Here is a 21,806-nt window from a genome sequence, read left to right as displayed (position 1 = left end):
GCTTGGCAGCCCGATCGCGACACAAGGCCGCTCCTACAAGGGGATGGCGTATGTCTTGGCTAGAAACCGATAAAGGCGTAGTACACCGGGGTTTCGCTGGTAGTGCGCAAACCAAGCCCCTGCAAGCTGGCGACCAGCGGTTCATCCTGCACATGCAAGGTCCACTGCCCATCGTCATTACACTGCTCGCGCGCCAGCGCCGTGGCAAAAGCGCCCATGTCCGGCAGGTAGGCGGTAAAGCCATTGCCCTTGAGCGCACTGGTGGTCATGCCCAGCGCCTGGCACACCGCCACCTTGGCGGCAATGTCATCGCGGTCGGCCTGCCGCGAGGCTTGCACAAGCGCTTCCAGTTCCGCATCCACCAGTTGGGTGCCGTGTATCAGTTCCGGCCCCTGCTGCCAGGCTTCTGGCGGGCAGTCCTTGCTGTCCGGGCGCAGCGGAATGTGCGGGTTGATTTCTACCGGGTAGATGCGACAGACCAACGGGCGCTGGTCGTAGATGGTGCACAGGTCGTTGTCGTCGAGGTTGCGGCAGCGCCCGGGGTTGAACGCGGCAAAGGTCACCGATACGCGTGCCTCGCCGTCGCCGCAGGCCACCGGATACGAGCGGCGCAGCACATGTTCGCGCTGCTCAGGCGGCATGCCGGGGCCATCGGCCACGAAGGCTTCGATCAGCACTATCACCTGGCCGGCATCATCTGCCCAGCGGCGGGCCTCAGCCAGCGTCAGGGGCACGTGGTGCCCGGTGCAGCACTTGCCGCAGCCGGTACATCCGAATCGCAAGCTGTCGGTCACTTGGCTTCCGGGCTCCACTCGCTGATGAAGGCACGCTGGTGCTGGCGGTCGTACAGGCACAGCTCGGTGCCGGTGCGTTGCTGCATGTGCTTCTGCGGATAGACGCCTTCGACCAGCAGGGCGCTCATGCCAACCTGGTCATCGAACTCGGCGGGCTTGCCGCGGGCGTGGGCATCCTTGAACTGGCTGGCGGCCAGGCAGGCCTTGAGCATCTGTTGGCGCTGCTCGTTCCAGGCCTGGCTGCTGGAGGCCTGGGCGACACCGCTGAAGAGGGCGCAGGTGATCAGGATAGAGCTGAAAAACTTCATACGCGATTCCGGCAAGTTGCTTGCAAGGGGCGCGAATTATGCCCGACTCACCCCCGGCGGCAAGCCGGGGAGTTTGTCGCTTAATATATCAGTGCTCGGCAAACACCACGGTACGTGCGGCCACCACCAGACAATCGGTCAGCTCTGGCGAGGAGAACTTGGTGAGGATGGCGTTGGCCCCGGCCTGGGTTGCCTTCTCGCTGCTCATGGCGCTGTCCAGCGAGGTGTGCAGCAGCACGTACAGGTGCTGGAAGTCAGGGGTTTCGCGCACGGTACGGGTGAAGGCGTAGCCGTCCATTTCGCTCATTTCGATGTCGGAGACGATGATGTTGATCTCCTGCGCGGTGCCTTGCAGCTCCAGCAACACGTTGATGGCATCTTTGGCGCTGCGCGCGGTGTGGCATTCGATGCCCAGGTTGCGCAGGGTATGTACCGACTGCTGCAGGGCCACCTGGCTGTCGTCCACCACAAGGATGTTGGCGGCGGCCAGCAGGCTGGCGTCTTCTTCGCTCAAGGTGCCGTGCGGCGGTTCGGCCTGCGGTGGGGCGATGGAGTGGATGACTTTTTCGATGTCCAGCACCTGCACCAGGGTGTTGTCGACCCGGGTCACGCCGGTGATGAACGAGCGGTTGCCCGAAGCAAAGGGCGGCGGTTTGATGTCGGTGCTCAGGCAATGCACGATGCGGCTTACCGCCTGCACATGCAGCCCTTGGCGCGAGCGGCTGATCTCCGTGACGATCAGGCAGCCGCCTTGCGGGTCTTCCAGTGGCCGCTCGCCGATGGCGCGTGACAGGTCGATGACCGACAGCGAATGGCCACGCAGGGTCGCCACACCTTTCACGTTGGGGTGCGATTCCGGCAGCTTGGTCAGCGGCGGGCAGGGGATGATTTCGCTGACCTTGAGCAGGTTGATTGCCATCAACTTGCCGCTGCGCAGGGTGAACAGCAGCAGGGACAACGAGTCCGCGCGGGCATTTTGCGTGGCCATGGTGACCTTCGGTGGGGAACAGGGGATAACCGGTTATCGGCCTGTTCCGGTCGGGCTTTAGGCATTTTGCACAGAACCCGGGGATGCTTGGGACCCTGTGGGAGCGGGCATGCCCGCGAAGCGTGCGACGCGGTACATGGCACCGGCTTCGCCGGTGTTCGCGGGCATGCCCGCTCCCACAGGGGATGTGTGTAAACGCCTGGATCAGCGTTCGCGCAGTGCCTCCTTGGCCCGGTTCAGCGGCTTGATCAGGTAATCGAGGATGGTCTTCTCACCGGTGCGGATATCCACCGTGGCAATCATCCCCGGCACGATCGCAAAGTGCTTGCCGGCCTTGTTCTGCAAGCTGTCCTGCTCGGTGCGGATGAACACCCGGTAGTAGTAGATTTCCGGTTTCACCTCATCCTGCAGGGTGTCCGGCGAAATACCTACCACCTTGCCTTCCAGCCCGCCATACACCGAATAGTCATAGGCACTGATCTTGACCTTGGCCGCCTGGTCCGGGTGAATGAAGGCGATATCGCGCGGCGCGATGCGGGTTTCGATCAGCAGGCGTTCGTCCATCGGCACGATCTTCATCACCTGGCCACCGGGCTGCACCACGCCGCCCAGGGTGTTGACCTCGATGTCCTTGACGATGCCACGCACCGGCGAGCGCAGGGTCAGGCGGGTAAGCGAGTCACTGCGCCCGCGGACCACTTCCGACAGGCTGTCGGCCTCGGCGCTGGCTTTGGCCAGTTCTTCCCGGGCACGCACCAGGTAGTCGGAGCGGGCTTCGTTGGCCTTGAGCTCCAGCTCCGAACGCTGGCGGTTCAGACGGATCACTTCAACCCGGCTGGAGGCGCCCATCTTTGCCAGGTTCTCGGTAATCTTCAGCTCGCTGCGCACCAGTTGCAGCGAGTCCTGGATACCCGCCAGGGTCTGCTCCAGGCCGCGGCGGCGGGTCTGGTACAACGCGGTTTCGGCTTCGATCAGGTCGGGCGAGTCGCGCAGGCTTTCCGGGAAGGTCAGCGGCTTGCCAGTCACCTCCGCCTGCAGGCGGGCCTGGCTGGCCTTGGCAGCGCGGTACTTGGCGTCGCTCTCGCCGACACTGGAGGCGGTCTTGGTCGGGTCGAGCTGGGCCAGCACCTGGCCGCGCTCGACCAGGTCGCCTTCGGCCACGCTCATCTGCGCGACGATGCCGCCCTCGAACGACTGGATTACTTGCTCCCGCGAACTGGGGATCACCTTGCCGGTGCCGGTGGACACCTCGGTCACCTCGAACCAGGCGGCCCAGGCCAGGAACGCGGCCAGCATCAAGGCGCAAATGGTGATGATGCGCCCGGCGCGGAACACCGCCTGGTCGTCCTGCCCATCCAGGTAGGAGGCCGGTAGTTCATGGTTGCTCATGCCTGGGCTCCTTGCAGTTTGGCCAGCGCGGCATCGCGGGTGTCGTCGATGACGATGCGCCCGCCGTCCAGCACCAGGATGCGGTCGACACGCTGCAGCACGCTAAGGCGGTGGGTGGCGATCACCAGGGTGCGGCCCTGGCAGAAGCGTTCGAGGTTATCCAGCAGCTTGCGCTCGGTCATGTCGTCCAGCGACGCGGTCGGCTCGTCCAGTAGCAGTACTTGCGGCTGGCGCACCAGCAGGCGCGACAGCACCAGGGCCTGGCGCTGGCCGCCGGACAAGCCCAGGCCGCCTTCCAGGATCAGGTGGTCCATGCCCTTGGGCAGGCGGCGGACGAAGTCCAGCGCGCCCGTGGCAGCCAGTGCGGCCACCAGTTCCTGGTCGCTGGCCTGGCCGGCACCGAGGGTGAGGTTTTCCCGCAGGGTGCCGTGGAACAAGCGCGCGTACTGTGGCAGCAGGCCCACGTCACGGCGCAGGTCGGCAGGGTCGAGGTGGCCCATGGCGATGCCGTCCAGGCTGACCTCGCCTTGCACCAGGTCCATGGCTCCACCCAGGGCTTGCAGCAGGGTCGACTTGCCGGCGCCGTTGCGCCCGAGCACGGCAATGCGCTCGCCCGGCTGGATATCCAGCTGGCCGATGTTCAGCACTGGCGGGGACTCCTCGCTGTAGCGGAAGTTGGCCTGGCGCAAGTGGTATTCGCCGCGGATGGCCGGCAGGTGCACCCGGGCTTCGCCTTCGGGGTGGTCGACGGGGGACTGCATCAGCTTGTCCAGCCCTTGCAGGGCCACCTTGGCCTGCTGCCAGCGGGTCAGCACATGGGTCAGTTGCGCCAGTGGCGCCATCATCCGCGACGACAGCATCGACGCCGCCACCAGGCTACCGGTTGTAAGGTCGCCGGCGATCACCATCGGTGCACCGACCACGATGACCACGGCAAACACCGCGCCCTGTACGTTCTGGGTCCAGGTCACCAGGCCGTTGGTGAGGGTGCGCAGGCGCAGGTTGGTATGGGCGCAGGCGGCGTTGTACTGGTTCCACTGCCGCTCGAAGCGTGCTTCGGCCTGCAGTGCCTTGATCTCGTCCAGGCCCTGGATGCTTTCTACCAGCATGGCGTTGCGCAGCGCCGACTCGCGCATGGAGGCATTGGCCAGCCGCGCCAGGCGCCGTTGTGCCAGCACCCCAGGTACCACCATCGCCAGCAAAGCCACCAGCGGGATGAATACCAGCACGCCGCCGATCAGCCAGAACACGAACAGGAACAGCAGGAAGAACGGCAGGTCGGCCAGCGCCGTGGCGGTGCTGGAAGTGATCAGGTCGCGGATCGATTCCAGCTCGCGCAGCTGCGAGATGAACGAACCGGTGGACTTCGGCCGCACCGAGTTGCGCAGGCGCAGGGCATGCCCGTAGACCAGGTCGCTCACCCGCAGGTCGGCGCGTTTGCCGAGCAGGTCGGTCACCTTCAGCCGCAGCAGGCGCATGCTGAAGTCGAACACCAGCGCCAGCACCACACCACCGAACAACACGTACAGGGTTGGCAGCGATTCGGCCGGGATCACCCGGTCGTACACCTGCATCGAGAACAGTACCCCCGCCAGGGCCAGGACGTTGGCCACCAGCGAGGCGACCATCACCTGCCCATAAGGGCGCAGGTCGCGCAGCACGATGCGGGCAAACCAGTGGCGGTCGTAGGGTGCGGTGTAGTCATCGGTGCGCACATCACGCAGCGGCCGTGCCGGGCGCAGCAGGGCCACGCGGTTGATGCGGCCCTTGAGGCTGTCACGGGGCAGGCGTGAGGTCAGGCCCTGGTCACCGGCAAACACCACCGCCAGGTCGTCCTCTTCGGTGACCGACTCGACCACCGCCAGCTGGCCATCATCCAGTTCCAGTACCAGCGGTGTACGCCACTGTCGCAAGCCCTTGGCGTCGAAGCGCACGAAGCGCAGGGCCAGGCCGGCCTGGCGTGCCATGTGCCGAAGGATCTCGTCCAGCGGGCGGGCATCCTCGACGGCGGCCAGGCGAATACGCTGGGGCGACACGTCCAGGCGGTAGTGGTGCGCCACCTGCAGCATCACTTCCAGCCAAGGCCCAAGGTCCGGTCGATGAGGCGCTTCGGCCGCGGGGGCAGTGGGTTGTTCAGGCAGGGTCACATTGATCGAATCGGTCATGGCTGGATCTCCACCCCTTGCAGGTTGCGCCCCTCAAGGCCAAAGGCCGTGCGCAGGGCGCCGGTGTTGTACAGGCAGTCGACATCCAGGCGCAGCAGGTCAGAGCGGGTGCCGGCGAGTTCGAAGCGTGACTGGTAGATTTCCTGCTCGGCGTTGAGCAGGTCGAGCAGCGGCCGCGTGCCCAGGTCCAGGTACTGGCGGCCGTAGAGCATGCGTGCTTCCTGGATGCTGACCTGGCGCGCTTCCAGCGAAGTCAGTCGGCGGCCCAGCCCGGAGGTTTGTGCCATGGCCTCGGCAAGGCCACGACGGGCTTGCAGGCGGGCCGCATCCTCGGCGGAGTCGGCGGCGGTCAGGGCGTGACCGGCGGCGCGGCTGCGGGCACTGATGGCACCCCCTTGATAGATGGGTACCTCGACGTTCAGGTAGATGCCCGCCTGGGTGCGGTCCATGCGTGAGTTGTCGCGGTTGTAGTCGTTGTCCAGGTAGTGGTTGACCTGCGGTTGCAACGACAGCGTCGGGTAGGCCTCGGCCTTGGCCTGGGCCAGTTCGGCCTGGCCCTGCGCGCGCTGGGCGAGGGCCATGAGCACGGCAGGCAGGCGGTCATCGCCTTGCGAGGGCCGCTTGCAGGCCTGGTTCAGCGCTGCTGGCGAATCCTCGGCCAGCGCCGGTGGGGTGATGCGCCCCATCAGTGCCGCCAAGGTCGAACGCCAGCGTTCGTACTGCGACTGGTACTCCTCCAGCGTGGCGCGGGCACTTTCCACACGGGACTCGGCCTGCACCACGTCGGAACGGGTGCTGGCGCCCATGTCGCTGCGCTGGCGGGCCATGCCGGCAATGTCACCGACCCCGCGAATCTGGTCGCGGGCAATGGTCATCAGTTGCTCGTAGCGGCGGGTTTCGATCCAGGCATAAGCGGTGTCGCGGGCCAGGTCGTCGACCACCAGCAGGATATTGGCCTGGGCGCGGGCGGCGGCAGCCTGGGCCGCGCTGACGGCGCTGTCGACCTTGCCGAAGTCGTAGAGCATCTGCTTGAGAGACAGGTTCAACGCCTGGCTGTTGCGGTCGCCGCCATAGCCGGTGTCATAACCGGTGCGGATACCGCCGGAAATCTGCGGGTAATACCCCGCGCGGGCGACGTTGATGCCTTCGCCCTGCTTGTACAGGTTGCCGATGGCTTCGGCGATGCTGGGGTGCCATTGCGCTGCCTGCAGCACCGCATCGGTCAGCTGCAGCCGCTCGCCACTGGCGACCGGGGCCATGCCGGTGGCGGGGCGTGCGGGCACTGCTTCGGGCGCATCGCGTAACAGCGATGGCCCGACCTGGCGCAGTTGGGGGTCTATATCATCGGCTGCCTGGGCAACCGGGTGGAAGTTCAGGGCCAGGAGCCCGAAGGCTCCCAGCAACAGCGGTGACAGCGGACTGCTTCGCTTCACATAGTTCCCTTACTGCTGGTCGTCCATGCCGCCGGGCATTTGCCCGGCGGGATTGCAGCGGCCTCAGACCACATGGATACCGTTCTGTACCCACAGGTGATGGCTTGGATCCTCCTGGGCCGTGTATTGGTTATAGTCGATACCGTCGGCAGTTTGGTTCCCGACCAGCGTCCAGTTGTCCGTCATGTGAACCGTGTCTTTGTCGTCCCCTTTGATGATGAGTGTGTCGGTGCCGGTTTCGGTGATTGCCACCACGTCCGCCAGGTTGAGGGTAAGCGCCACCGAACTGGTGTCGTTGAGGTCGATGACTTCGATGTCGTGCACGCGCCCGGCCAGGTTGCCCAGGTCGATGCTGGCATCACCGCCGCCCCACAGCAGGGTGTCGGTCCCCGTACCGCCTTCGACGCTGGCGAAGTTCTGGTCGACCACCACCAGCGTGTCGTTACCCGCACCACCCTGCAGGGTGATGTGGCCACCTTGGCTGCCATCGAGATGGTCGTTGCCGTCGGTGCCGGCGATCACATCGGTGGCGGCTGCCAGGCTGGCCAGCGCCACAGCCTCGTCGCCGGTGTCGGCCAGCAGCGAGGTGGTCGTGGTGAGGCCTGCTGCGTTGTCCAGGTTGACGGTCAGCGTTGCGGTGTCGGTGGTGCCGTTCGGGTGGGTCAGCTCGTAGGTGAAGGTGTCGTGCTGGCCGACCACCGCCGAGGTAAGCCCCGGGTTGAGCGTGTAGGTGTAGCTGCCGTCGGCATGCACCAGCAGTGTGCCGTAGGTGCCGGCCACGCTCACCCCGTTGTAGCCGGGGATGGTGTAGGTGTTGGCCGCTGTCAGCACGCTCAGCACGGTCAGTGCCGAACCGACGTTGTCGTCACTCAGCAGGTTGCCGGTGGCTGCCGTGGCGCCGCTGACCACGAACTCGGTCAGGTGTGTGGTGGTGGCGTTGAGGCTGGTGGTGATGGAGCTGAGCAGGCCGATGCCGCCGGCGGTGACACGTACGTGGTAGGTGCCGGCCCCCTGGTTCTGGAAGGTATACCCCGCGCCGCCACCCAGCAGGCTGATCAGCGACCCGCCTGGCACCGACTGCACCAGCACGTACTGGCCGGTGGCCGGGTTGAGCTTGAGCAGTTCGATGGTGGTGCCGTTGAGCAGGCTCAACAGGTTGGTGGAGTTGACCACCACCTGGAGGTTGGCCGTGGTATCGGCGGCAACCGTGGTGGTGTAGGTGGCCTGGCGCGAACCGATCACCGGCAGGCTCAGCGAGCCCAGCGTACTGCTGCTGGTGTCCACGCGGTTGGCCAAGGTGACGTGGCTGGTACCGACATCGTTGACTGCGTCGACCACCGTGGCCGGTGCAGCGTAGTTGGTGCTGCTCCAGATCTCCGTGGCTTGCGGGCTGTCGATGCGCACGTACAGGTTGGCGGTATCGGACAGGCCGTTCGGGTGCACCAGCTGGTAGCTGAACACGTCCACCTTGCCGACACTGTTCGGGCTGCCGTTTGGCGTGTAGGTGTAACTGCCATCGGCACTGATCACCAAGGTGCCGTACTGGCCCTGAACCGTGGTTGAGGTACCGGCCGAGACATAGCTGCCGTTTTTCAGCACTTGCAACACGGCGCTACTGTCCGGGCCACGGGCATCCACCGCGCCATCAGTGCCCACGTCGGTGATGACGTTGCCCGAGGTGGCCGTGCCGGTGCCGGTAAACTGGGTCAAGCTGGTGGAGGTGATGTCCAGCGTGGTGCTCACGTTGGTCACCAGGCCGATGCCGCCACTGCCCACGGTCAGGCGGTAATCACCGGCTTGCAGCACGCCGATGTCCACCTGCAAGCCGATCGGCAGCACGATCAGGTCGAGCAGGCCCTGCGTGCTGCCGGTGGCGATGGTCACCCAGGCGCCGCTGGCGTCTTTTACCTGCAGGGTGAAACTGGTGTTGTTGAGCAGTGCCAGCACGCTGTTGGTGGTCAGTGTAAGGGTCGGGTCGGCCGTGGTGCCTGCCGTCACCGTCCAGGTGTAGGTCTTGGAGAAGCCCGACAGCAGCGTGGTGAAGCTGTCGGTGTAGGTCTTGGTGGCACTGACCGCTGCCAGGTTGACCGTGGCGGTGGCCAGGTTGTCGGTGGCAATGACCGGCGCGTTGGCATCCACATCCGGCGCGGTGACGTTGACGTTGCCCGACACGTTGCCGCGCGGGTCGCTGAGGGTCACCGAGAGGATCTGGCCGTTGTCCTGAGGCGGGCTCAGGGTCACGGTGAAGTTGCCGTCCGGCTGCACCGTCGCGGTTTGCAGCACGGTACCGTTGGCGCTGCGTACGGTCACGGTGGCGCCCACTTCGCCAGTACCGGTCAGGGTACCGCCGTCGGCACTGATCAGCAGGTTGCCGGCAGCCGCAGGTGGGGTCAGGTCTGGTGCGGTCAGCGTAGTGCCGGTGGAGACGTTGCCGGCGCTGTCGGTGAGGGTGACGCTGAGCGCCTGGTTGTCGATCTGCGCCGCAGTCAGGCTGACCACGAACAGGCCGTTGCTGCCCACTGTCGCAGTCCCCAGCACGGTGCCGGCGCTATTGCGCACGGTGACCGTGCTGCCGATCTGGCCAGAACCGCTGACCGAGGTGCCATTGGTGTTGATGGTGGCCAGCGGGGCGGCTGGCGGGGTGGTGTCGGGCGCGGTCAGGCTGGTGCTACCGGACAGGTTGCCGGCAGCATCGGCCTGGCGCACCACCAGCAGTTGCCCGTCGTTCTGTGGCGAGGTCAGGTTGATGGTGAAGGTGCCATCGGCTTGCACCACACCGGTACCCACCTGGCCGTTCGGGCCTTGGACCGTAACCGTGGCGCCCGCTTCACCGTTACCGGTGAGCACGGTACCTGCGCCGTTGATGGTGACGTTGGTCGGTGTTGCAGGTGGTTGCACGTCCGTGGCGGTGTAGCTTGTACTGCCGGACACATTGCCCGCAGCGTCGGCCTGGCTCACGCCCAGTACCTGGCCGTTGAGCTGTGCGGCGTTCAGGTTGACGGTGAACACGCCACCGCCATTTACCACCGCCGTGCCGAGCACGTTGTTGCTGGCGTCGCGCACGGTCACCGTCGCCCCTGCTTCACCGGTGCCGGTCAGCACCAGGCCGTTCAGAGACAGCCCGGTCACCAGCGGGTTGGCCGGTGGCGTGACGTCGGTGGCTTGCAGGAAGGTCGGCTGCGATTCACCGCCTACCAGTGCTACAGCAGTCACCGAAATATGCTGGCCGTTGAGCTGCGCTGTGTTCAGCGTCAGGGTAAAGGTGCCGTTCAGGGTAGCGCCGCCTGTGCCGATCAGGTTGCCTGCGGCATCGTAGACGCGAATGCCCACGCCACTAGGCGCATTACCGGCCAAGGTCAGGCCATCGCTGCCCAGCGTCACGTTGGTGGGGGGCACTGGCGGTGCGATCAGTGGTGTGATGTACGTCGCGACCGCAGAGGTATTGATGCCGTCGGATTGCGTCACTGCCAGGGTTGCGAGCGAGCCCGCCGCCGGCACCAGCGTTATCTGGAAGTTACCCGCGGCATCTACCGTGCCAGTGCCGAGCACCGATCCGCCGCGGCTGATGGTGACGGTGGCATTAGGTTCACCCTTGCCGGTCAGCACGTTGAACGTGTTGTTGATGGCCATGTCGGTGACCACCCCAGGCGGTGAGGTGTCGTTGGTTTGATAGGGGACAACCACCGAGGCGTTGCCGGCATCGTCGGTGGACACCACTGTGAGCAATTGGCCGTTGTTCTGCGCCGGGTTGATCGGCACGGTGAACTGGCCGTTTGCACCCACTTCCACGGTGCCTACGACGTTGTTGTTCGGGTCACGCACCGTGATGGTGGTGCCGGCTTCTGCCGTACCGGTCATCGACGTGCCTGCCGGGTTGAGCAACAGGTTATCGGGTTGCACTGGCGCCGTGAGGTCTGGCGCGTTCACCTGCAGGGGCGCCGACGGGTTGCCGGTGGTGTCCTGGGCGATGACGGTCAGGACCTCACCGTTGATCTGCGGGTTGTTCAGGTTGAGGACAAAGGTGCCGTCCGGATCGACCGTCACCTGGCCCAGCAGGTCGCCGTTGTTGTTGACCACGGTAACCCGGGTGCCGGCTTCGGCGGTACCGACCACTTGGGTGCCACTGTCGTTGATGGTGGCGATCACGGTAGCCGGTGGGGTGATATCCACGGCCGTGACAGTGCTGACCGCCGATACGTTGGCCTTGCCGTCGGTCAGGGTTACCTGCAGCACCTGGCCGTTGAGCTGCGCCGCATCAAGCTCGACGACAAAGGTGCCATCGGCGCCCACTGTGCCGGTACCGACCTGCGTGGTACCGACATAGACGCGCACCGTGGCCCCCGCTTCGCCGACACCGCCCAGCTCATCGCCTGCTGCATTGAGCCGCAGCTCGGTTGCTGCAGCTGGCGGCGTAAGGTCGGGCGCCCGCACGTCGACCGGCAGGCTGACGTTGCCGGGTGGGTCGGCCTGTAGCACCGACAGTAGCTGGTCGTTGATTTGTGCAGGTGACAGTTCGACGCGGAAGCTGCCGTCGGCAAGCACGGTACCTGTGCCCAGTACGGTACCGGCGGCGTTGCTCACGATTACCGTCGCGCCGGCTTCGCCCTGGCCGCTGACAACGCTGCCGTCTGCGTTGATCACCACCTGGGTGAGCGGGGCGGGCGGGGTGAAGTCCGGGGTTTGCAGGGTTGCCACTGCCGACACGTTGCCGGCTGCATCGGCCTGGGTGAAGCTGAGCAGCTCGGCGTTGCCCAGTGCCGGGTTCAGGGTGATGGTGAAGTGGCCGCTGGCATCGACCGTGGCGCTGCCGATTTCTTCGCCTGCCGGGTTGGTCACGGTCACCAGCGCGCCAACTTCGCCGCGGCCGGTGAGGGTGGCGCCATCTCCGGAAACGGCCAGTTCGCCTGGTGCCGTTGGCGGCGTGGTATCGGGTGCGGTGATGGCGCTGGCGGCAGATTGGTTGCCCGCTGCATCGGTCAGCACCACTTGCACTTGCTGGCCGTTGGCCTGAGGCGATGCGAGGTTGACCTGGAAGGTGCCGTCCGCGCGCACCGTTGCACTGCCCAGTACCGAACCGTCGGCGCCCAGCACACGCACGGCGGCACCCGCTTCGCCGGTACCGTTTAGCAAGCTGCCGCCCCCGGCGAAGGCCAGGTTGTCGGCAGCATCCGGGGCGACGCGGTCAGGGGCGGTCAGGCTGACGCTGTTGGACTCGTTGCCGGCCACGTCGGACTGGCTGGCGCTGAGCTGTTCGCCGTTGATCTGTGCGGCGCCCAGGTTGACGCTGAAGTTGCCGCTGGCATCGACCACGGCAGTACCCAGGTCGATACCGCCTTCGCCAAGCACGCGAACGGTGGCACCTGCCTCTCCGCGGCCACTGAGTACCAGGCCGTCGTTGGACAGCACCAGGTTGGTCAGCGGTTGCGGTGCCGTGGTGTCCGGTGCCTGGAGGGTGGCGGGCAGCGATACTGCGCCATCGGTGCCCGTTGCGCTGACCTGCAGCACCTCGCCATTGGCCTGTGCACTGCCCAGGTTGACCGTGAAGGTACCGTCGTTGGCGACCGGGCTGCTGCCCAGCAATTCGCCGTTGGGGCCATACACCTTGACTGTGCTGCCCGCGCCGGCCGTGCCGGTCACCGACAGGCCGTCGGCGGCCAGTACCAGGTTGTCCGGCGTGGCCGGTGCCAGAACGCCCGGCGCAGTGACGCTTTGCGCAGGGGAGACGTTCTGTGCGGCATCGGCCTGCACCACGCTCAGGCTTTCACCGGTGATCGCGGCCGGCGACAGGGTGACGCTGAAGTGGCCGTCGGCGCCGACCGTGGCGGTGCCCAGCACGGTATTGTCGGGTGCCCGCACGGTGACGGTTGCGCCTGCTTCGCCATTGCCTGTCAGCGTGGCGCCACTGGCGGAGACCGCCAGGTTGCTCACGGCGGCTGGCGGCGTGGTGTCGGCTGCGGTGTAAGGCGCGGCCGGCGACACGTTGCCGGCTGCGTCGGTGGCGGTCACCTGCAGGGTCTGGCCATTGGTCTGGGCACTGTTCAGGGCGACCTGGAAGGTGCCGTTGCTGCCGGCTACCGCCGTGCCCAGCACGTTGCCGCTGGCATCGCGCACGGTCACGGTACTGCCGGCTTCGGCGTTACCCGTCAGTTGCAGCCCGGTACTGGACAGGGCGAGTGCTGCGGGCGCCGCAGGCGGGGTGAAGTCCGGCGCGGTGACCGCCACGGCGGTGGAGGTGTTGTTGCCCGCGTCGGTTTGCGTAACGCTCAGGTGCTGGGCGTTGAGCTGTGCGCTGTTCAGGGTCAGGGTAAAGCTGCCATTGGCGGCAACCACGCCGGTGCCGATGATGGTACCGTCCGGGCCGTGAACGGTAACCGTGGCGCCGGCTTCGCCTTGGCCGGTCAGGGTCAGGCCGTTGTTGTTCAGCACCACGTTGGTCAGCGGTGCGGGTGGGGTCAGGTCCGGGGTCGTCACGTTGACGGCTGGCGAGGTGTTGCCGGCGGCATCCACTTGTGTGACGCCGATGGCCTGGCCGTTGGCTTGCGGCGTATCGAAGGTCACCGTGAAGCGACCGTCGGTGCCCACCGTGGCGGTGCCGAGCACGGCACCGGCGGCGTTGCGTACCTGTACCGTGGCGCCCACCTCTCCGCTGCCGGAAAGCTGCCGGCCGTCCTGGCTCAACTGCGGGTTACTGATGGCCGCTGGCGGTGTGCGGTCTGGTGTGGCCAGGCTGGCCGGGCCGGACACGTTGCCCGCAGCATCACTGAGGGTGACCTGCAGCGGGCTGCCGGTGACCTGCGCGTTGGGCAGGGTGATCTGGAACTGGCCGCTCTGGTTGACGGTGCCGGTGGCCAGGATGGCGCCACTGGCGTCGCGTACGGTGACGCTGGCACCGGCTTCGCCCTGGCCACTGAGCACGGTAGCTGCGCCGTTGAGGCTGAGGTTGCTGGCCGCCAGCGGTGCCTGCAGGTCGGGCGCCTGCAGGGTGGCCGCGAGCGAAACGTTACCCGCAGCATCTGCCTGGGTCACGATCAGGTTCTGCCCATTGTCCACAGCCGGCGAGAAGCTGATGCTGAACAGGCCATTGCTGCCGACGGTGGCAGTCCCCAGCAGCGTGCCTTGTGCGTCTGTCACGCGCACGGTTGCGCCCACTTCGCCCTGGCCGGTCAGGGTACTGCCGGTGGCGTTGAGGGCTACCTGGGCCGGCGCGTTGGGTGCCGTGGTGTCATTGGCCACGATGATGGCCGGCACCGAAGGCTCACCATCGGCGGTCGCCTTGGCACTGACCAGCAAGGTCTGGGCGTTGAGCTGGGCATTCTGGAAGAACACACGGAAGGTGCCGTCGCTGCCGACCGTGGCGGTGCCCAGGGTGGTGCCCCCGGAGGTCACGGTAATCAGCGAGCCGACCGTACCTTGACCGGTCAGCAGGAAGCCGTCGGCGCTGATGGCAAGGGCCGACGGTGTGGCCACTTCCGTGCCCGTCGGGCCATCTACCGGCACCTCGGGTGATTCATTGCCGGCAGGGTCGATCACCACCACAGCGACGGTTTCGCCGGTTGTGAGCGGCGGGTCGACCGGCACCACGAAGGTACCGTCCGGCCCTACGGGTACTGTGCCGCGCACGGTGTCATCAGGGTTGCGGATTTCTACCGTGCTGCCAGGTTCGGCGGTGCCGCCGACCGTGCCGCCGTCCGGGCTCACGCTGATGCCAGTGGCCGGCAGTGGGTCGGTAGTGTCCGGGGCGGTGACAGAGACCGGCGCCGAGTCGTTACCGGCTGCGTCGGTCACTACCACGGTCACGGTTTGGCCGTTGTTCTGCGGGGTATCCAGCGGCACGCTGAAACTGCCGTCCGGGTTGACCGGCACAGTGATCACATTGCCGGCCCCATCGTTCACGGTCACCGAGCTGGCGCCAGGTGCGTTACCGGTCACAGCAGTGCCTTCGTCGTTGACGACCACGTCGGTGGGCAGTGCCGGTGGCGTGATGTCCGGAGCGAAGACCTGGCTGGGCTCCGAGGTATTGCCGGCGGCATCGATCAGTGTCACATCGAGGGCCTGGCCGTCCAGTTGGGCGGGCGACAGTGGCACCGTGAAGTTGCCGCCTGCAGGGACGACGATGGTGCCTATCAGCGTGCCGTCGGCAAGCCGCACCTCCACCGTGGAACCTGCCTCACCGGTACCCTGGATGGCGCTGCCGCCCGGGGTGATGGTGAGGCCGGCCGGCGCAGTTGGCGCAGTACTGTCGTCAGCGGTGAAGGTGGCCGACGGCGAGGCATTGCCGCCGCCATCGATCAGCACCACCGACAATACTTCACCGTTGGTCTGGGCGGGGACAAGTGTCACTTCGAACGTGCCGTCTGTATCCACCGCAATGGTGCCTAGCAGGTCGCCCGCAGCATTGCGTACCTCTACGGTGCTGCCAGCCTCGCCCTGCCCGCTGAGCACTGTGCCGGTAGGGTCAAGGCCCAGGCCTTGCGCCGCCAGCGGTGCCTCGAGGTCAGGTGCGGTGACGGTGCCAGCGAGCGAGTCGTTGCCAGTATTGTCGGCCTGAGTGACAGACAGCGTCTGGCCATTGAGCTGTGGCGGGTCGATTGTCACCTGGAAGGTGCCGTCAGGCTGGACCGTTGCGGTGCCCAGTACAGCGCCGCCAGTGCCGGTCACGGTCACCTGCGCACCCGGCTCGCCGCTACCGCTCACGCTGCTGCCGTCGCCAGCCAGGACCAGGCCGGTGGGTATATCGGGTGCCTGGGTATCCGGCGCCGACAAGTCGACCGCCGCTGACAGGTTGCCAGCCGGGTCGCGTTGTTCCACGGTCAGTGCCTGGCCGTTGGTCTGCGGCGTATCGAGGGTGATTTCGAATGCGCCGTCAGTGCCGACCACGGTGCTGCCCAGCACGCTGCCGTCCGGCCCGCGCACGGTGACGGTGGCGCCCGGTTCGCCGTTGCCGGTGACCGTGGTGCCGTTGCCATCGATGGCCGGGCTGGTGACCACTTGCGGTGGAGTAGAGTCTGGTGCCGTGAAGTTCACCGGCCCTGCGCTGTTGCCCAGGCTGTCGGTGGCTTCGACGGTCAGGCTTTCGCCATTGCGCTGCGGTGCGTCGAGGGTGATGTCGAAGCGGCCGTCGCCGCCCACGGTCGCGGTGCCCAGCACGTTGCCGTCAGCGTCACGCACGGTGACGATGGAGCCGCTCTGACCTTGGCCGGTAAGGTGAATGCCAGCGGTATCGATAGCGAGCCCCGAGGGTTGCAGCGGGCCATCGGTGTCCGGTGCCACGATGGTGGCGGTCGAGGTATTGCCCGCGGGGTCGCGCAGCACCACGTCCAGTTCCTGGCCGTCAGTCTGCGGTGGGGTCAATACCACGCTGATCACACCGTCGACACCAACCTGGGCGTTGCCCAGCACAGTGCCGTCGGCACTGATCACCTGCACGGTGGTGCCCGCTTCGCCGCGGCCGGTGAGCAGGCCGCCATCGGCACTCAGTTGCAGTTCGCTGGCTTCATTGGGCGGGGTGATATCGGGGGCGGTGATCTGGGTTGGCAGCGAGCTGTTGCCAGCGCCGTCAACCGCCACCACATCCAGTGTCTCGCCGTTGGCCTGGGCCGGGCTCAGGCCGATGGTGAAGCTGCCATCCTGGCCGGCCTCGATGCTGCCCAGGACATTGCCCTGCGCGTCACGCACTTGCACCTGCGTACCGGCCGGTGCAGTACCGGAAACGCTGGAGCCGTCGCCGGCCACCACCACGCCGCTTGGGCTTTCGGGCAGCGGTGTATCGGCAACCGTCACGCTGACCCCTGCCGAGGTATTGCCGGCGGCATCGGTCTGCACCAGCACGATATCCTCACCTGCGGCCAGCGGTGCCTCCAGGTCAACCACGAAGGTGCCATTTGGCGCCACGATGCCGGTACCGATGACAGTACCTTGCGCATCACGCACTTCCACCGTGGCACCAGGCTCACCACGGCCAGACACGGCCAGGCTGCCATCGCCTGCCACCACGTCGCTGACGATCGCCGGTGCGGTGATGTCCGGGGCCGCGTAGCTTAGCGGCACCGAGGTGTTGCCTGCCGCATCGGTCACAGTGATGGACAGGGTTTCGCCATTGGCCTGTGGCGGGTCGAGGGTCAGGCTGAAGCTGCCATCCGGCCCGGCAATGGCGCTGCCGATGAGGTTGCCCGAGGCATCTTTCACCTCCACCCGGGCGCCCCCTTCTGCAGTGCCGACCAGGCTGTCGCCATTGCTCAGCACCAGGTCGGCGGGTTGCAGTGGTGCCACTTGGTCCGGGGCGGTCAGCGGGCTAGGTGTAGAGACGTTGCCGGCGGCGTCAGTCAGGGTCACTTGCAGGGAGGAGCCATCCACCACCGGGGTTGGCAGTTGCACGTTGAAGCTGCCATCGGGCTGAACGGTGCCGCTTACCAGCACCTGGCCCTGATCGTTGCGCACTTCCACTGTGGTGCCTGCTTCACCACGCCCGGAGACTGTGCGGCCATCGTCGCTGATGGCCAGTTGGGTGGCTGGCGCGGGCGGCGTGGTATCACCGCCGTTATCTATGATCGGTGCAGTGACGTTGCCGGCAGTGGAGGCGTTGCCTGCAGTATCGGTGGCGGTCACCTGCAACTGCTCGCCCGCCACTTGTGGCGGGGTGAGGCCGATGCTGAATGTACCGCTGGCACCCACTACGACGCTGCCCAGTACGGTAGTGCCGTCGGCTGCCAGCACGCGCACGGTGCTGCCGGCTTCGGCACGCCCGCTCACCAGGCTGCCATCGGCGTTGACTGCAAGTTCGCTTGGTGCGGCGGGTGCGGTGATGTCGGGCGCGGTCACTTGTACCGGCAGTGACGAAGCCCCGTTGTTGTCGATGGCGACCACGTCCAGCAACTCGCCGTTGGCCTGGGCCGGGTTGAGCACCACGGTGAAGGTGCCCTCGGCGCCAACCACGATGCTGCCGACCACGGCGCCGTTGGCATCATGCACTTCCACGCGGCTGCCGACCGGCGCGGAACCGCTGACGCTGGTGCCATCCTCAGCGACCACCAGGTCGCTCGGGCTGGCCGGTGTAGCCACCAACGGCACGTCGAAGGTCAAGGCCCCGGACGCGTTGCCGCTGGCGTCGGTCTGCACCAGGCTCAGGCGCTCGCCCGGCAGCGCGGCCGGGTCCAGGTCGAGCAGGAAGGTGCCGTTGGCGGTCACCGTGCCAGTGCCGATCACGGTGCCATTGACGTCGCGCACTTCGACGGTTGCCCCGGCTTCGCCGCGACCGCTCAGGGTCAGGCCGTCTGCACCGACGACGATGTTGTCGACTACGGCAGGGGGCGTGGTGTCCGGCGCGTCGAACTGCAACGGGGTCGAGACATTACCAGCGGCGTCCACCAGGCGGATGTCGAGGACCTCGCCATTGGCTTGGGCAGGGGACAGGGTAACGCTGAAGCTGCCGCTGGGGTTGACCACGCCGGTGCCAATCACGTTGCCCGAGGCGTCGCGTACCTGCACGGTAGCGCCAGGCTCACCACTACCGGTCAAGGTGACGCCGCCGGCCAGGTCCAGGCCGGTCGGTTGTGCAGGGGCTTGCAGGTCTGGGGTGGCCACCGTGCCAGGGGTGGAGGCATTGCCGGCGGCATCGGTCAGCACCACTTGCAGGGTACTGCCATCGTCGACCGGCGGGGCCAGGGTGACCTGGAAGGAGCCATCCGGGTTGACCGTACCGTTAGCCAGCACGTTGCCCTGGGCATCGCGCACTTGCACGCTGGCGCCCGCTTCGCCACGGCCGCTCAGCTGGCCACCGGCAAGGCCGACGACCAGGTTGGTCGGGGCCTGGGGTGGCGTGATGTCGACACCGTCGATATCTGGGGCAGTGACACTACCGGCGCTGGAGGCATTGCCGGCGGCGTCGGTAGCGGTGACTTGCAGCACCTCACCGTCCACCTGTGCCGGGCTGAGGGTGATACTGAAGCTACCGGTGGCGCCCACTACCGCCGTACCCAGCACGGTAGTGCCATCGGCTGCCAGCACACGCACGGTGCTGCCCGATTCGGCACGGCCGGTGACGACGGTACCGTTGGCATTGATCGCGAGTTCGCTCGGGGCGGCCGGGGCGGTGATATCCGGCGCACTGATCTGCACCGGCAGGGACGATGCTCCCGTGCCATCGATGGCTACCACCTCCAGCAGCTCACCATTGGCCTGGGCCGGGTTGAGGATGACGGTGAAGGTACCTTCGGCACCCACCACCACACTGCCTACCAGCGTGCCGTTGGCATCGTGTACTTCCACGCGGCTTCCGGCCGGGGCAGAACCCGTGATGCTGGTGCCATTCTCAGCGACTTCCAGGTCGCTTGGGCTGGTGGGGGCAGTGGTCAGCGGCACCTCAAATTGCAAGGCTTCGGACGCGTTGCCGCTCGGGTCGGTTTGTACCAGGCTCAGTGCGGCGCCCGGTTGGGCTGCCGGGTCGAGGCTGACCACGAAGGAGCCGTTGGCGCCAACTGTAGCGGTGCCAATGACAGTACCGACGGCATCACGCACTTCAACAGTGGCACCGGCCTCGCCGCGACCGCTGAGCACCAGGCCATCGGCACCGACCACGATGTTGCTGACCGCCTCAGGCGGGGTGATGTCCGGTGCATCGAACTGCAGCGGCGCCGAGGTGTTGCCGGCAGTATCTACCAACCGCACGTCCAGCGCCTCGCCATTGGCCTGAGCCGGGAACAGGGTGACGCTGAAGGTGCCGTCTGGGTTGACCAGGCCGGTGCCAATCAGGTTGCCGGCGCTGTTGCGCACCTGCACCGAGGCGCCGGGTTCGCCGCGCCCGGTAAAGGTGACGCCATCGGCCAGGGCCAGTTCGGTCGGCTGCGCAGGAGCCTGTAGATCCGGTGAGGTGACCGCGCCGGGTTGCGAGGCGTTGCCGGCTGCGTCGGTGAGGGTGACTTGCAACGTGCTGCCGTCGTTCACGGCGGGGGACAAGGTTACAGCGAAGGTGCCATCCGGGCCGACAGTGCCGGTTGCCAGAACAGTGCCCGCAGCGTCACGCACCTGTACGGTGGTGCCGGCCTCCCCACGCCCGCTCAACTGGCTGCCGGCGAGGCCGATCACCAGGTTGGCCGGTGCATCGGGTGGCGTGGTATCGCCACCGTCGATGTCTGGCGCGGTGACCGAGCCAGCGGTCGAGGCGTTGCCCGCTGCATCGGTGGCGGTGACTTGCAGCACTTCGCCGTCGACCTGTGCCGGGTCGAGGGTGATGCTGAAGCTGCCGGTGGCGCCAACCACCACGCTACCCAGCACGGTGGTGCCATCGGCGGCCAGCACACGCACGGTGCTGCCGGGTTCGGCACGGCCGGTGACTACCGTACCGTCAGCGTTGACGGCCAGTTCGCTCGGGGCGACAGGTGCCGTGATGTCCGGTGCGGAGACCTGCGTTGGCAGGGACGCTACGCCAGCATCGTCGATGGCCACCACATCCAGCAGTTCGCCATTGGCCTGGGCCGGGTCGAGGACCACGGTGAAGCTACCATCCGGGCCTGCCACGACACTGCCAATCAGCGTGCCGTTGGCATCGTGCACTTCCACGCGGGTGCCGGCGGGTGCCGTACCGCTGATACTGCTGCCGTCTTCGGCAAACACCAGCTCGCTGGGGCTTTCCGGGGTGGTGGCTACCGGCACTTCGAAGGGCAGCGCTTCGGAGGCGTTGCCGCTTGGGTCGGTCTGCACCAGGCTCAGTTGCTCACCAGGCTGCACCGCTGGGTCGAGGTTGATCAGGAAGGTGCCGTTGTCGGCGACCACACCGGTGCCGATCACGGTGCCGTTGGCATCGCGCACTTCGACAGTGGCGCCGGCTTCGCCGCGACCACTCAGGGCCAGGCCGCCGTTGCCGACCACGATGTTGCTGACCGCCTCAGGCGGGGTGATGTCCGGTGCATCGAACTGCAGTGGGGCAGAGGTGTTGCCGGTGGCATCCACCAGGCGCACATCCAGGGCTTCGCCGTTGGCTTGAGCGGGTGCAAGGGTAACGTTGAACAGGCCGTCGGTGCCAACGATGCCAGTGCCAATTAGGGTGCCGGCGGCATCACGTACCTGCACGGTGGCACCGGGTTCGCCGCGACCGGTAAAGGTCACGCCGTCAGCCAGGGCCAGCTCGGTGGGCTGGGCAGGGGCCTGCAGGTCCGGCGAGGTGACCGAGCCGGGTGGTGAGACGTTGCCAGCAGCATCGGTCAGGATTACTTGCAAGGCGCTGCCATCGGTAACGGCAGGGGTCAGGGTAACTGCGAAGCTGCCATCGGCGCCGACGGTGCCGGTGGCCAGCACGGTACCTGCCGCATCGCGTACCTGTACGGTGGAGCCAGGCTCGCCACGCCCGCTCAGCTGGCTGCCGGCCAGGCCGACTACCAGGTCAGTCGGGGCTGCCGGTGGCGTGGTATCGACACCGTCGATGTCCGGCGCGGTAACCGCGCTGGTGGGCGATGTGTTGCCGGCGGCATCTGTTGCCGTGGCTTGCAGCACTTCACCATCGACTTGTGGCGGGTTGAGATTGATGCTGAACACGCCGGTCGGGCCGACCACGGCCGTACCCAGTTCGCTGCCATCGGCAGCAACGATACGCACGGTGCTGCCCGGTTCGGCACGGCCAGTGAGCACGGTGCCGTCAGCGCTGACGGCCAGTTCGGTCGGGCTGGCCGGGGCGGTGATGTCTGGCGCGGTGATTTGCGCCGGCAGCGAGGACACGCCGCTGTCATCGATGGCGACCA

The 21,806-nt window shown here is 66.7% G+C and carries 7 protein-coding genes (1 of these 7 cut by a window edge); all 7 read right to left on the bottom strand.

Translation table 11 applies throughout. The features are described from left to right. Positions 1-59: 59 nt before the first annotated feature. Positions 60-794, bottom strand: a complete 735-nt coding sequence (locus tag N805_RS18175; protein ID WP_028614153.1) for a YkgJ family cysteine cluster protein — start codon at positions 792-794, stop codon at positions 60-62. Next, positions 791-1,102: a hypothetical protein gene (locus tag N805_RS18170; RefSeq protein ID WP_028614154.1), complete on the bottom strand. Its 312-nt coding sequence runs from the start codon at positions 1,100-1,102 to the stop codon at positions 791-793. Before N805_RS18170 ends, N805_RS18175 begins: the two co-directional genes overlap by 4 nt. A gap of 88 nt (positions 1,103-1,190) precedes the next feature. After that, entirely contained in the window at positions 1,191-2,090 is a 900-nt protein-coding gene (locus N805_RS18165) for a chemotaxis protein (RefSeq protein WP_028614155.1), read from the bottom strand. 204 nt (positions 2,091-2,294) lie between these two features. Further along, complete coding sequence (locus tag N805_RS18160) at positions 2,295-3,479, bottom strand: HlyD family type I secretion periplasmic adaptor subunit (protein WP_028614156.1); 1,185 nt, start codon at positions 3,477-3,479, stop codon at positions 2,295-2,297. After that, positions 3,476-5,644 (bottom strand): type I secretion system permease/ATPase, encoded by a 2,169-nt coding sequence (locus tag N805_RS18155; protein ID WP_028614157.1) that lies wholly within the window; start codon positions 5,642-5,644, stop codon positions 3,476-3,478. Before N805_RS18155 ends, N805_RS18160 begins: the two co-directional genes overlap by 4 nt. Next, positions 5,641-7,077 (bottom strand): TolC family outer membrane protein, encoded by a 1,437-nt coding sequence (locus N805_RS18150; protein ID WP_028614158.1) that lies wholly within the window; start codon positions 7,075-7,077, stop codon positions 5,641-5,643. The genes N805_RS18155 and N805_RS18150 overlap by 4 nt, the downstream gene beginning before the upstream one ends. A gap of 63 nt (positions 7,078-7,140) precedes the next feature. Then, positions 7,141-21,806 carry the 3' portion of a BapA/Bap/LapF family large adhesin gene (locus N805_RS30035; RefSeq protein WP_033742736.1) on the bottom strand. It continues 14,308 nt past the right edge of the window, so 14,666 of the gene's 28,974 nt are visible here — the last part of the coding sequence; its start codon lies off the right edge, out of view — the gene reads right to left on this strand; the stop codon is at positions 7,141-7,143.

The organism is Pseudomonas putida S13.1.2, from assembly GCF_000498395.2.
Classification (GTDB): Bacteria; Pseudomonadota; Gammaproteobacteria; order Pseudomonadales; family Pseudomonadaceae; genus Aquipseudomonas; species Aquipseudomonas putida_Q.
This window is presented reverse-complemented; position numbering and strand designations above follow the sequence as displayed.